Origin of the sequence: Enterobacter cloacae complex sp. ECL352 (assembly GCF_020149545.1) — a bacterium.
GTDB classification, from domain to species: Bacteria; Pseudomonadota; Gammaproteobacteria; order Enterobacterales; family Enterobacteriaceae; genus Enterobacter; species Enterobacter asburiae_B.
In genome coordinates, this window is the sequence record NZ_CP083709.1 from 2,760,495 (window position 1) to 2,772,693 (window position 12,199).

General features: G+C 54.9%; 12 protein-coding genes. 6 read left to right on the forward strand and 6 right to left on the reverse strand.

Features of this window, described 5'->3' with window-relative positions:
- The first annotated feature begins 88 nt into the window (after positions 1 to 88).
- The gene (gene yjgA / locus LBF07_RS13425) at positions 89 to 640 is read left to right on the forward strand and encodes a ribosome biogenesis factor YjgA (RefSeq protein WP_029739257.1); all 552 of its coding nucleotides are present in this window, start codon (positions 89 to 91) and stop codon (positions 638 to 640) included.
- 75 nt (positions 641 to 715) lie between these two features.
- On the opposite strand, the gene mpl is transcribed toward yjgA, so the two are convergent.
- Positions 716 to 2,095, reverse strand: coding sequence for a UDP-N-acetylmuramate:L-alanyl-gamma-D-glutamyl-meso-diaminopimelate ligase (gene mpl, locus LBF07_RS13430; protein ID WP_029739256.1), 1,380 nt, complete (start codon positions 2,093 to 2,095; stop codon positions 716 to 718).
- Positions 2,096 to 2,292: 197 nt separating this feature from the next.
- On the opposite strand from mpl, the gene fbp reads away from it, so the two are divergent.
- Positions 2,293 to 3,291 carry a class 1 fructose-bisphosphatase gene (gene fbp, locus LBF07_RS13435; protein ID WP_023310178.1) on the forward strand — a complete coding sequence of 333 codons (999 nt, stop codon included), beginning with the start codon at positions 2,293 to 2,295 and terminating at the stop codon, positions 3,289 to 3,291.
- Positions 3,292 to 3,441: 150 nt separating this feature from the next.
- Positions 3,442 to 3,798 carry a LysR family transcriptional regulator gene (locus tag LBF07_RS13440; protein WP_033144492.1) on the forward strand — a complete coding sequence of 119 codons (357 nt, stop codon included), beginning with the start codon at positions 3,442 to 3,444 and terminating at the stop codon, positions 3,796 to 3,798.
- Here the strand turns inward: LBF07_RS13440 and LBF07_RS13445 are convergent.
- The 5 genes from LBF07_RS13445 to ytfQ all read right to left on the reverse strand — a co-directional run bounded on the left by LBF07_RS13445 (position 3,770) and on the right by ytfQ (position 10,051).
- Complete coding sequence (locus tag LBF07_RS13445) at positions 3,770 to 5,341, reverse strand: methyl-accepting chemotaxis protein (protein ID WP_033144491.1); 1,572 nt, start codon at positions 5,339 to 5,341, stop codon at positions 3,770 to 3,772. The two genes, LBF07_RS13440 and LBF07_RS13445, sit on opposite strands and share 29 nt — an antisense overlap.
- Before the next feature lie 93 nt (positions 5,342 to 5,434).
- Complete coding sequence (yjfF, locus tag LBF07_RS13450; RefSeq protein WP_023293434.1) at positions 5,435 to 6,436, reverse strand: galactofuranose ABC transporter, permease protein YjfF; 1,002 nt, start codon at positions 6,434 to 6,436, stop codon at positions 5,435 to 5,437.
- Positions 6,423 to 7,448 (reverse strand): galactofuranose ABC transporter, ATP-binding protein YtfT, encoded by a 1,026-nt coding sequence (gene ytfT, locus LBF07_RS13455; RefSeq protein WP_165356711.1) that lies wholly within the window; start codon positions 7,446 to 7,448, stop codon positions 6,423 to 6,425. The genes yjfF and ytfT overlap by 14 nt, the downstream gene beginning before the upstream one ends.
- Before the next feature lie 10 nt (positions 7,449 to 7,458).
- Entirely contained in the window at positions 7,459 to 8,961 is a 1,503-nt protein-coding gene (gene ytfR, locus LBF07_RS13460; protein ID WP_094935140.1) for a galactofuranose ABC transporter, ATP-binding protein YtfR, read from the reverse strand.
- Between the two features lie 133 nt (positions 8,962 to 9,094).
- Positions 9,095 to 10,051, reverse strand: a complete 957-nt coding sequence (gene ytfQ / locus LBF07_RS13465) for a galactofuranose ABC transporter substrate-binding protein YtfQ (RefSeq protein WP_014882271.1) — start codon at positions 10,049 to 10,051, stop codon at positions 9,095 to 9,097.
- A gap of 309 nt (positions 10,052 to 10,360) precedes the next feature.
- Between ytfQ and ppa the strand changes: the two genes are divergently transcribed.
- From ppa to LBF07_RS13480, 3 genes are all read left to right on the forward strand, one after another.
- The gene (gene ppa, locus LBF07_RS13470; protein ID WP_010427397.1) at positions 10,361 to 10,891 is read left to right on the forward strand and encodes an inorganic diphosphatase; all 531 of its coding nucleotides are present in this window, start codon (positions 10,361 to 10,363) and stop codon (positions 10,889 to 10,891) included.
- A gap of 223 nt (positions 10,892 to 11,114) precedes the next feature.
- Complete coding sequence (locus LBF07_RS13475; RefSeq protein ID WP_032662463.1) at positions 11,115 to 11,699, forward strand: hypothetical protein; 585 nt, start codon at positions 11,115 to 11,117, stop codon at positions 11,697 to 11,699.
- On the forward strand, positions 11,696 to 12,166 hold the full coding sequence (locus LBF07_RS13480; RefSeq protein WP_048977042.1) for a hypothetical protein: 471 nt from the start codon (positions 11,696 to 11,698) through the stop codon (positions 12,164 to 12,166). Before LBF07_RS13475 ends, LBF07_RS13480 begins: the two co-directional genes overlap by 4 nt.
- Positions 12,167 to 12,199 lie beyond the last annotated feature (33 nt).

Genomic DNA, 12,199 nt, shown 5'->3' on the forward strand with positions numbered 1-12,199 from the left:
GAGAGAGTTATCTGAAGTCTAACAGAGAACCGTTTTTCAGTGCGCGTCTTAACTGGTAACATTAGCCTCTTTTTTTAAGGAGCCTGACATGACTAAGCAGCCCGAAGACTGGCTCGACGACGTTCCCGGTGATGACATCGAAGACGAAGATGATGAGATCATCTGGGTCAGTAAAAGTGAAATTAAACGTGACGCCGAAGAGTTAAAACAGCTTGGCGCGGAAATGGTAGAACTGGGTAAAAACGCGCTGGACAAGATCCCGCTCGACCAGGATCTGCGTGATGCCATTGAACTGGCACAGAAAATCAAGAAAGAAGGCCGTCGTCGCCAGCTTCAGCTTATCGGGAAAATGCTGCGTCAGCGCGACGTCGATCCGATCCGCCAGGCGCTCGACAAGCTGAAAAACCGCCACAACCAGCAGGTTGCGTTTTTCCACAAGCTTGAGCAGATCCGCGATCGCCTGATTGAACAGGGTGATGATGCCGTACCGGAAGTGCTGAACCTGTGGCCGGATGCCGACCGCCAGCAGCTGCGTTCTTTGATCCGCAACGCGCAGAAAGAGAAAGAAGGGAATAAGCCGCCGAAGTCTGCGCGCCTGATTTTCCAGTATCTGCGCGAGCTGTCTGAGAACGAAGAGTAATCAGTTCCCCCCTCCCCGGAGGGCGAGGGAGGAAAGAATGTAGGCCCGGTAAGCGCAAGCGCCACCGGGCTTTTTTTACTCTGCGGCTGCCGCTTCCGCTTTCTTCGCCAGACCGTCCAGCAGCTTCTGATGGATCCCACCAAAACCGCCGTTGCTCATCACCAGAATGTGATCGCCAGGCTGAGCGGCTTTCACCACCATATCCGCGAGCGCATCCACATCCGCGCTCCAGTGCGCGGGCTGAATGCAGGCATCGGCCACTTCGGCCACCTGCCACGGAATATGCTGCGGCTGCAGCAGGAAGACCTCATCGGCACGTCCTAACGACGGCGCGAGATCATCTTTGCAGATGCCCATCTTCATGGTGTTCGAGCGCGGTTCCAGCACCGCGAGGATGCGGGCTGTCCCGCCGACCTTGCCGCGCAGGGCGGCAAGCGTTGCCAGAATGGCCGTTGGGTGGTGTGCAAAATCGTCATATACGGTAACGCCGTGGGCTTCACCGCGCAGTTCCAGACGGCGACGGGCGTTAATGAACGAGCCCAGCGCATTGGCCGCATCCGCAGGCAGAACGCCAACGTGACGCGCCGCAGCAATAGCCATCAGGCCGTTGTGCATGTTGTGCTCGCCCACCAGGCCCCACTTCACCTCACCCACTTTTTCACCGTCGAGCAGCACTTCCCACTCGGAGGCATCGGCGTTGAGTTTCTTCGCCTGCCAGTGGCCCTGCTCGCCCACCAGCTCCTGCTCGCTCCAGCAGCCCATCGCCATCGTCTGCTTCAGGTTGATGTCGTTCTCCGGCAGGATGATGCGCCCCTGGCCCGGAACAATGCGCACCAGGTGGTGGAACTGTTTCTGGATCGCTTTCAGGTCGTCAAAAATATCCGCGTGGTCGAACTCAAGGTTGTTGAGGATCAGCGTGCGCGGGCAGTAATGCACGAACTTGGAGCGCTTGTCGAAGAACGCGCAGTCGTATTCGTCGGCTTCGATCACGAAGAACGGGCTGTCACCCAGACGCGCAGAAACGTCGAAATTACCCGGTACGCCGCCAATCACGAAGCCCGGCTTGTAGCCGCAGGCTTCGAGGATCCAGGTCGCCATGCCCGCGGTCGTGGTTTTGCCATGGGTACCGGCAACGGCAACCACCCAGCGGTCGCGCAGGACGAAGTCATGCAGCCACTGCGGGCCGGACATGAACGGAATATTGCGTTCCAGAACCGCCTCGACGCACGGATTGCCGCGGGTCATGGCGTTGCCGATGATCACCAGGTCCGGCTCGGGATCCAGCTGGCTGGCATCGTAGCCCTGAATTAACGAGATGCCCTGTTTCTCCAGAAGTGTGCTCATTGGCGGATACACATTGGCGTCCGAACCTGTCACTTCATGGCCCAGCGAGCGCGCCAGCATTGCCAGTCCGCCCATGAAAGTGCCACAAATCCCCAATATATGAATGCGCATACGTCACTATCCTTCTTCAATGTGGCGCACATTTTACTCACATGTTAGCGGCTGTGAAACGCATTTCAGGTAAATCCGTATGTTGCTGGCGCGATTCACCTCTGCGCTAATATTTGAATGTTTGTTAAGATTGTTGGGCTTTAGTCGTTTTAGTGAACATACAATCGCTCTACTCACAAAGATGCAGGGAAAGTGTTATGAAAACGTTAGGTGAATTTATTGTCGAAAAGCAGCACGAGTTCTCTCATGCTACCGGTGAACTCACTGCTTTGCTGTCGGCAATAAAGCTGGGCGCTAAGATCATCCACCGCGATATCAACAAGGCCGGTCTGGTCGATATCCTGGGTGCCAGCGGTGCCGAGAACGTTCAGGGCGAGGTTCAACAGAAGCTCGATCTGTTCGCAAATGAAAAATTGAAAGCTGCACTGCGCGCGCGCGACATCGTTGCGGGTATCGCCTCTGAAGAAGAAGATGAAATTGTTGTTTTCGAAGGGTGTGAACACGCTAAATACGTTGTTCTGATGGATCCGCTCGACGGCTCCTCAAACATCGACGTTAACGTTTCTGTCGGTACCATTTTCTCCATCTACCGCCGCGTCACGCCTGTTGGCACGCCGGTAACCGAAGAAGATTTCCTGCAGCCGGGCATTAACCAGGTTGCTGCCGGTTACGTCGTTTATGGCTCCTCCACCATGCTGGTGTACACCACCGGCTGCGGAGTTCACGCCTTTACGTACGATCCTTCACTGGGCGTTTTCTGCCTGAGCCAGGAACGCATGCGCTTCCCGGAGAAGGGCAACACCTACTCCATCAACGAAGGCAACTACATCCGCTTCCCGAACGGCGTGAAGAAGTACATTAAATTCTGCCAGGAAGAAGATAAAGCGACCCAGCGCCCGTACACGTCCCGCTATATTGGCTCTCTGGTCGCGGATTTCCACCGTAACCTGCTGAAAGGCGGTATCTACCTCTACCCAAGCACCGCCAGCCACCCGGACGGGAAGCTGCGCCTGCTGTACGAGTGCAACCCGATGGCGTTCCTCGCCGAACAGGCGGGCGGCAAGGCGAGCGACGGTAAAGAGCGTATTCTGGATATCGTGCCGGAAAGCCTTCACCAGCGCCGTTCATTCTTCGTCGGCAACAACCACATGGTTGAAGACGTTGAACGTTTTATCCGTGAGTACCCGGACGCGTAATGCCTCTCTACAGGGGAGCCGTTCTGGCTCCCCTGTTCATTTATATATTTTACCGTATAAGTGTTTATAAAAAACATGCTTTAATATTCACCACTGCTCCTGCATTATTTCCATAACAGTTTGACAGATATTTCGTGGAGCAGAATCGCAATGAACAATTATTCCCGTGCTAATACCGGCATTGATTTAAATCTTATCCCTGTATTTATTGAAATCGTCCGCTGCGGCAGCATGGCTAAAGCCTCTTTGCGTCTGGAGATGTCACGTCCGGCGGTGAGTCTGGCCCTAAAGCGTTTTAATCAACTCTTTGATGAACCGTTATTTTTCCGCAAAGGTTTATATCTTGAACCGACGGAAAAGGCGTTAGCCTTAACCAGCTCACTGGAAATATTAATGGGTGAAATTCACGATAATATTGCGGCAGTTAATTCCGGAAAAAATAAAACCCCGGCACAGAACGTACCGGGGCTGGGTAATATTATGCAGCGGTCTGAGTCGTCACTTTGAATGATGACATGGCTTCCATCAGCTGACGCGACTGCTCCTCAAGAGAGCGGGTCGCGGCGGAGGATTGCTGCACCAGCGCCGCATTCTGCTGCGCGGTTTCGTCCATCTGATTCACCGCAATATTCACCTGCTCAATGCCGCGGCTCTGCTCCTGAGACGCGGTCGCAATCTCACGCATCAGTTTGGTCATGCGCAGCACTTCTGTTGCGATTTCGTCCATGGTTTCGCCGGCCTGCTGGGCCAGCTCGCTGCCCTCGTTAACGTGGGTCTGCGAATCACTGATAAGCGATCGGATCTCTTTCGCCGCGTCGGCACTGCGGCTGGCAAGGTTTCGCACTTCGCCCGCGACGACGGCAAACCCGCGCCCCTGCTCGCCCGCGCGCGCCGCTTCCACGGAGGCGTTAAGCGCCAGGATATTGGTCTGGAAGGCAATACCGTCGATCACGCTCAGGATGTCGGCGATGCGCGCCGAGCTGCCGGAGATATCGCGCATTTTTTCAATTACGTAGCAAACCATTTCGCTGCCGTGATCGGCCGTGTCGGACACCGACTTCGCCAGCTGGTGCGCCTGCTCGGCGTTATCGGCGTTGAGCTTCACCGTCGCGGTGATCTGTTCCATGCTGGCCGCCGTCTGCTCCAGCGACGTGGCGGTGGATTCCGTACGCTCGGCAAGATCGCGGTTTCCCAGCGTCAGCTCGCGGCTACCGGTGTCAATTTGCGAGCTGGCATCGCGTACCCGCATAACCGAGTTCATCAGCGACTGTCGCATCTCCTCTATCACCGCGTTGAGGCGGTTAAACTCCTGGCTCGCGGGGGCATTCAGCGTATGGGTTAAATCCCCCGCAGCCACGTTCTCCAGCTGAGCGATCGATGCCGAAAGCGGCTTGAGCAGCATATGGCGCAGCACCAGCCACGCGAGCACGATAATACCCGCCGTCAGCAGCGCTGCGACGATAATCAGGATCAGTACGCGGGTTTTACTCGCCTGCACGGCGCTCACTTCCGCCTGACCACGCGCTTCGCTCCATTTCTGGAACGCCTGCATATCGTTATCAAACTGCTTCGCCACCGGAATCAGCGTCTTCTCCAGCAGATCGTAATACCCGTCCGCGCTCTGGTCATTCAGGGTTTTCAGCATCGGGTTGATCCCCTGCTGGCTATACGTCGCCAGGCTGGCCGCCACTTTATCGAGCAGCTGTTGCCCCTGCTCGTCAGCCACGCCGCCGTCGATCACGCCTTTCAGCGTTTTCTGGGCCAGGGCAACTTCCTGATTGATGTTTTTTACCGCTTTGGCCGCATCGTCCAGCATGCCGATTTCCATCATGCGGACGGCCTGGCCCGCCTCATTGCGCGCGCGCAGGATCAGCGTATAGCCTGAATTAAGCTGCACCATCTGCTCACCCTGAAGGTGATTAATACGCTGCAGTGAAGAAGAACTCTGTGTGAGGGCATAAATGCCAATGCCGCTGACAATCAGCAGCAGAAGGGTCATAACGGCCAGTAAAGAGAGCAAGCCGGTACGAATCGATAGCGTTTTAAGCATGATATTATTTCCGGTAGCGAGATATTTCTGGGCATAAAAAAAGAGTATCGGCCGCTACCGGAAAATGTTTAGACTTTAAGCAAATTCAGCGTGTTATCGCTCTGTTACCGATGTGTTTACGCGAGTAACAGGCGAGCTTTGACGGTTCTCCCAGAGCACCGTCAGGCCACGCTGCAGGGCAATAAAAATAAACAGCAGAATGCCGATGGCGATCTTCGTCCACCAGGAGCTGAGCGTGCCGTCAAAGTTGATATAGGTTTGTATCAGCCCCTGGATCGCCACGCCGAACAGCGTTCCCAGCACCGTCCCCACCCCGCCGCTGAGCAGCGTGCCGCCAATGACCACAGAAGCAATCGCATCCAGCTCAACGCCCACGCCTGCAAGGGCATAGCCCGCCTGGGTATACACCGAGAAGACGATCCCCGCCAGCGTCGCCAGGCCGGTCGAGAGCATATAGATGCGGATGGTGGTGCTGCGGGTGGAGATCCCCATCAGGTTTGCCGACGTGGCGTTACCGCCGATGGCGTAAACCTGGTTGCCAAACCGGGTACGGTGGGCGAGGAAGATGCCAATCACCACCACGCCCAGCATCAGCAGCCCCATCGCGCTCAGGCGGCCGCCGCCGGGAATTTTCCACGCCAGGCTGGAGAGCGTGTCGTACACCGGATGGTTAATCGGAATCGACTCTTCCGACACCAGGTAGCTCACCCCGCGCAGGAAGAACATCCCCGCAAGGGTAATGATAAACGCCGGGATTTTTAACGCGTCGATAAGCAGCCCCATAAAGGCACCAAACGCGCAGCCCATCGCCAGCACCAGCGGAAACGCCACCAGCGGAGAGATCCCCCAGAAGCCGATCGCCTTCGCGAGGAATACGCCCGTGAACGCGATCACCGAGCCAACGGAGAGATCGATCCCGCCGGAGAGGATCACAAAGGTCATCCCGACGGCGATGATGCCTAAAAAGGCGTTATCGGTCAGGATATTGCAAATCACGCGCGTCGACGCAAAACCGGGGAATTGGGTGAGGCAGTAGAGATACCCCAGCACAAACACGCCCAGCGTGATCATCAACGGTAAATTACGTTTTATCATGGCCACGGATCCCCTTAATGATGCTGACAAAGCGCGGCGACTGGACGATCAGCACGCAAAGCACGACCACCGCTTTCACCACCTGGTTGAGTTCCGGCTGAAACCCCGAAAGCAGGATCCCGGTGTTCATTCCCTGAATGATCAGCGCGCCAATCACCGAGAGCAGCAGGTTAAAGCGCCCGCCCATCAGCGATCCACCGCCGATCACCACCGCGAGGATCGCGTCCAGCTCCAGCCAGAGCCCCGCGTTGTTGGCATCGGCCCCGCGAATATCCGCCGCGACGATGACCCCGGCGATGGCGGCGCAGACGCCGCTCAGCACGTAGGTCAGCATCACCATCAGCCGGGTGTTGACCCCGGCGTTGCGCGCGGCGCGGATGTTGATCCCGACGGCTTCAATGAACATGCCCAGCGCCGTTTTGCGGGTGAAAAGCCAGAAGACAACGAGCGTGACCAGGGCAACGATCACCGGCGTCGGGAAGAACAGAAGGTTGCCGCTCCCGATCCACGCCAGGCTCGGCGAGTTAAAGGTGACAATCTGCCCGGAGGTAATCAGCTGCGCCACGCCGCGCCCGGCCACCATTAAGATAAGGGTGGCGACAAAGGGCTGAATTTTCAGCACCGCCACCAGAATGCCGTTCCATAATCCGGCCAGCACGCCGGTGCCTAAGGCCGCCAGCAGTACCACCGGCAGGCTGTGTCCGGACACGGTCATGGAAGCTGCCGTGGCCCCGGCGATGGCCATCACCGCGCCGACGGAGAGGTCAATCCCGCCGGTGGCGATGACCAGCGTCATCCCGATAGCCAGCAGCGCCACCGGCGCGGCACGGTTTAGAATGTCTATCGGGCTGCCAAACAGGCGACCATCCTGCACGATAATCTGGAAGAAATGCGGCGCGACCAGGCTATCAACCAGCAGAACCACCAGCAGCGCTGCGATTTGCGGCGTGCCGGTTGGCCAGCTGAATCGGCGCTTTGACTCACCGGTTTGCGAAAGCGAACGGGGCATCACGATTTACTCCTTATGCCGCGATGGCATTCATGATCGCCGGAACGGACAGCTTATCCAGCGGGATCTCTGCCACCTGTTTGCGATCGCGCATGATGATGACGCGATCGGCATATCCCACCAGCTCCTCCAGCTCGGACGAAATAACCAGCAGCGCCAGACCGTCCGCGCACAGGGTTTCGATAAGCCGGATAATTTCGGCGTGCGCCCCCACGTCAATGCCGCGGGTCGGTTCGTCGAGGATCAGGAACTGGGGTTTGGTCAGCAGCCAGCGGGAGAGCAGCACCTTCTGCTGGTTGCCGCCGGAGAGGAACTCGATAGGCTGTTCCGCGCTCGGGGTACGAATACCCAGCTGACGGATAAAGCGCTCGGCAATGGCGTTTTGCTCTTTACGGGGGATCGGGCGCAGCCAGCCGCGCTGGGCCTGCAGCGCCAGAATGATATTTTCCCGCACCGAGGCCGCGGCAATAATGCCGTCCGTTTTTCGGTCTTCCGGGCAGAAGCCGACGCCCAGACAGGAGGCCTGATGCGGGGATCGTAAGGTTTGCGGTTTGCCCTTGATCAGCGCGCTGCCGCTGTCGGCCGGCTTGATCCCGAAGATCACCTCGGCGGTTTCGGTTCGTCCGGATCCTAACAGGCCCGCCAGCCCGACAATTTCGCCCGGGCGGACTTCCAGATTAAACGGCGATATCACGCCTTTCTTGCCGTAATCGCTGAACGCGGCGACCGGTTTCTCGCTGAGCAGCGTGCGCCCGGCGCGCTGAAGGGCGTTGGTTTCCAGCTCGCGGCCCAGCATCATTTTCACCAGCTCGATCTGCGGCAGCTCGCGGGTTTCGCGGCAGCCGACAAAGCTGCCGTTGCGCAGCACCGTGATGCGATCGCTTACCTCATATACCTGATCGAGGAAGTGGGTAACGAAGATCAGGCTGACGCCCTGATCGCGCAGCTGGCGCATCAGGGTAAAGAGCATCTCCACTTCCTGGGTATCGAGGCTGGCGGTGGGTTCGTCGAGGATGAGTACCTTCGCGGAGAGATCGATCGCGCGACAGATGGCGACGATCTGCTGCATCGCCACGGAAAAGCGGTTCAGCGGCTCGCGGACGTCAAGGGAGAAGCCGTACGACTCCATCAGCTTTGTCGCCCGCGCCTCCATCTCTTTGCGGCGCAGCAGGCCAAAACGTCGCGGCTCACGGCCAATAAACAGATTATCCGCCACCGACATATTCGGCAGCAGGTTTACTTCCTGGTACACCGTCCCGATCCCCAGCAGCTGGGCATGGGCGGTATTTTTCGGCGAAATGGCGTTGCCTTCCAGCCAGATGGTGCCGCGATCGGCGTGATAAACGCCGGTCAGGGATTTAATCAGCGTCGATTTTCCCGCGCCGTTCTCGCCCAGCAGCGCCATAATCTCACCGCGCCGCAGGCTGAAATCAACGTTATCCAGCGCCTTTACGCCGGGGAAGAATTTACTCAAGCCCTCTGTGCGGAGGATTTCCTGGTGTTGTTCAGTGGTCATGGTTTTCCCCCTCACCCTGACCCTCTCCCCGGAGGGGAGAGGGGATTGATCGTGCCAATTGTTAATATCCAGCTCCGCCCTGCCTTTCTCCCTCTCCCCTCCGGGGAGAGGGCTGGGGTGAGGGGCGCGGGTCTTAGTAGCCCATATTTTTCTTCTTCTCTAACTCTTCTTTCGCCGTGTCAGGCAGGTAGAGCGTGGACTTGGTGACCGTCACCTTCTCAGGCATCGTGCCGTCCTTCTTGAATTTCTCCAGCGCGTCGAATGCCGGGCCCGCCATGTTTGGCGTCAGCTCCACGCTGGCGTTGGCTTCGCCGTCGATCATCGCTTTGTAGATGTCCGGCACGCCGTCGATAGAGCCGGTGAGGATATCTTTGCCCGGCTTCAGGCCCGCTTCTTTAATCGCCTGAATCGCACCGATCACCATGTCATCGTTGTGGGCGTAAACCATGCAGATGTTCTTGCCGTTGTTTTCAGCCTTAATGAAGCTCTCCATGACCTCTTTACCTTTACTGCGCGTAAAGTCGCCGGACTGAGAGCGGATAATCTTGATGTTTGGCGCTTTAGCGATGGCCTCAGCAAAGCCTTTTTTACGGTCAATGGCCACGCTCGCGCCCACGGTGCCCTGCAGCTCAACGACGTTACACGGCTTGCCGTCAACCTGCTTCACCAGCCAGTCGCCAATCAATTGCCCTTCCAGCACGTTGTTGGCGGTCACGGTGGTCATATAGAGGGATTTGTCTTTAACGTCGATGGAACGGTCGAGCAGGAAGACCGGGATCTCAGCGTCTTTCGCTTCCTTCAGGACGGGTTCCCAGCCGGTCGCCACGACGGGTGCAATAAAGATGGCATCCACGCCCTGGGCGATAAAGGAGCGCACGGCTTTGATCTGATTCTCTTGTTTTTGCTGACCATCGGCGATTTTCAGGGTAATGCCGCGTTTCTGAGCCTCGCTTTTCGCAACGTTGGTTTCTGCCGCTCGCCAGCCAGATTCAGAGCCGACCTGCGAAAAACCTACGGTTAAGGGAGCGGCCATCGCCATAGACGACATGGCTGCCGAAACTGCTGTGACAAGAAGTAAGCGCTTCCACATATGAGCGTCCTCGTAGGGGTGTTTATTGTTGGTTAAAAGATGTTCTGCGAAATGACTATAGCCCATGAAATATGTAACGAATTGCGTTACATCACACTTCAGAAAAGTGAATAAAACGTTAATCACAAGTTTGTAATCGCTTTCATTTCACCATGAAAAATGCGGCTGAGTTTATGGATTTTTCTGTCATGGAAAGGGTCTGAAAAATGGGAAAAGCGGGGAGAGAAAGCGAAAACAGGCGGAGACATTCAGCGCGAGTTGGCTATAATACCTGCCACTTGTTTACCATCCATTTTAAAGGACACCGACATGAGCTTACTCAACGTCCCAGCGGGTAAAGAACTGCCAGAAGACATCTACGTAGTTATCGAAATCCCGGCTAACGCAGATCCGATCAAATACGAAGTGGACAAAGAGAGCGGCGCCCTGTTCGTAGACCGTTTCATGTCTACCGCGATGTTCTATCCGTGCAACTACGGTTACATCAACCACACCCTGTCTCTGGACGGTGACCCGGTTGACGTGCTGGTCCCAACGCCATACCCACTGGAGCCAGGCTCCGTCATTCGCTGCCGTCCAGTTGGCGTGCTGAAAATGACCGACGAATCCGGTGAAGATGCGAAGCTGGTTGCGGTACCGCACACCAAGCTGAGCAAAGAATACGATCACATCAAAGATGTGAACGACCTGCCAGAGCTGCTGAAAGCGCAGATCACTCACTTCTTCGAGCATTACAAAGACCTCGAAAAAGGCAAGTGGGTTAAAGTTGACGGCTGGGACAACGCAGAAGCGGCGAAAGCAGAAATCATCGCCTCCTTCGAACGCGCTGCTAAGAAGTAATTCTTACTGCTGTTAATGAAGGCCCCGCGAGTCGGGGCTTTTTTATTTCCCTGGTTGAGAGTAGTACAAACTTAACTTTTAAGAATAATCCCATTCCTTTTGTTTTGGATATTAAAAACAAAAAAAGACTCCCTATCATTTATAGTGGGAGTGGTTGAATAGCCTGGCTGTTCACAACATACTGTCATGATGATCATTAATCCCCATTCATTACAGGATTCATATGTCATCCATTAACATTGATGTTGCCCGCCCAACTGGAATTTATTTTATCATTGAACGGTTGTATTCCCGCGATGGTTATATGCCTTCTATTGGGGAAATCAGCCCCTCTTTGACACAGGTGCACCGTACTGTCATTCAGCTAAAACGCAAGCAGGATATGTTTATGGATGGTGTTAAGGTTACCCCTAAAGATATTACCCTTTGGCAACAGATAAAATATATTACGGGTTCAAAAGTAACGACCAAGGATACAGATGCGTTAGTGTATACGACCGATTTTATCGGCTCCCTTGTTGCCACCACGCCTTTAGGTAATATTGAGCATGAAAATATTCCTCGCTTCCTCACGACAGAGTCTATCCACTCCCTTCCACAGGCGGTGAGTTATGGGCGTGATCCCATCCCACAAGTCCTTCTTTATGGTCGTAAGGATATAGTCTTCTTTATGGATAATGGTGGTAAGGGTACACCAACCGCTATTGCAAAATATAACCACAATACTCGTGACCTTGCCATAATCAAAGATCAGTTAGAAGCCAGTAAAACGATGAAGGAGCTGCTATCTAAGGGAGCAAAATTATGAGTAAGAAAAGCCATGTCATAAGCCTATTCGTCCTTATTATTGCCTCCTTTGTCTTTGGCAGAAGTACTTATGTTGAATATCTGTCATGGTACTATGGAAGCGATCATTTAATATTCAGTCAAATAAATAGCGCATTACTATCTGGTTTACTTAACGGACTTTACTTCGCGCTATCATCAAGCATTATTTATGCGTTACTCACTCTATTAAAAACAATTCCCAGAAATATCTTTTTTTCTTGTCTTCTGCAATTCTTTATTAACATAGGGCTATATACGCTTTTTGTTGCAGTAGATAGAGGTTATAGTAAATTGCATACTTTAGGCTCGGGTGCTACTGATATCACCCAAAGCTATTTTTTAGGGGCGTTGCTGATGAGCACACTCCTGACCGTCGCGATCGTGAGCGTTATACATGCTAAGTTTCTTTCTTCAAAGCATAAAGATGGGCTACATAAAGGCGTTTGACTGTTACGGTAAAGACAGTAAATGGCAGTATCT

Coding starts and splice junctions, on each gene's coding strand:
- yjgA (WP_029739257.1), top strand. CDS start 89: ATGACTAAGCAGCCCGAAGACTGGCTCGACGACGTTCCCGGTGATGAC.
- mpl (WP_029739256.1), bottom strand. CDS start 2,095: ATGCGCATTCATATATTGGGGATTTGTGGCACTTTCATGGGCGGACTG.
- fbp (WP_023310178.1), top strand. CDS start 2,293: ATGAAAACGTTAGGTGAATTTATTGTCGAAAAGCAGCACGAGTTCTCT.
- LBF07_RS13440 (WP_033144492.1), top strand. CDS start 3,442: ATGAACAATTATTCCCGTGCTAATACCGGCATTGATTTAAATCTTATC.
- LBF07_RS13445 (WP_033144491.1), bottom strand. CDS start 5,341: ATGCTTAAAACGCTATCGATTCGTACCGGCTTGCTCTCTTTACTGGCC.
- yjfF (WP_023293434.1), bottom strand. CDS start 6,436: ATGATAAAACGTAATTTACCGTTGATGATCACGCTGGGCGTGTTTGTG.
- ytfR (WP_094935140.1), bottom strand. CDS start 8,961: ATGACCACTGAACAACACCAGGAAATCCTCCGCACAGAGGGCTTGAGT.
- ytfQ (WP_014882271.1), bottom strand. CDS start 10,051: ATGTGGAAGCGCTTACTTCTTGTCACAGCAGTTTCGGCAGCCATGTCG.
- ppa (WP_010427397.1), top strand. CDS start 10,361: ATGAGCTTACTCAACGTCCCAGCGGGTAAAGAACTGCCAGAAGACATC.
- LBF07_RS13475 (WP_032662463.1), top strand. CDS start 11,115: ATGTCATCCATTAACATTGATGTTGCCCGCCCAACTGGAATTTATTTT.
- LBF07_RS13480 (WP_048977042.1), top strand. CDS start 11,696: ATGAGTAAGAAAAGCCATGTCATAAGCCTATTCGTCCTTATTATTGCC.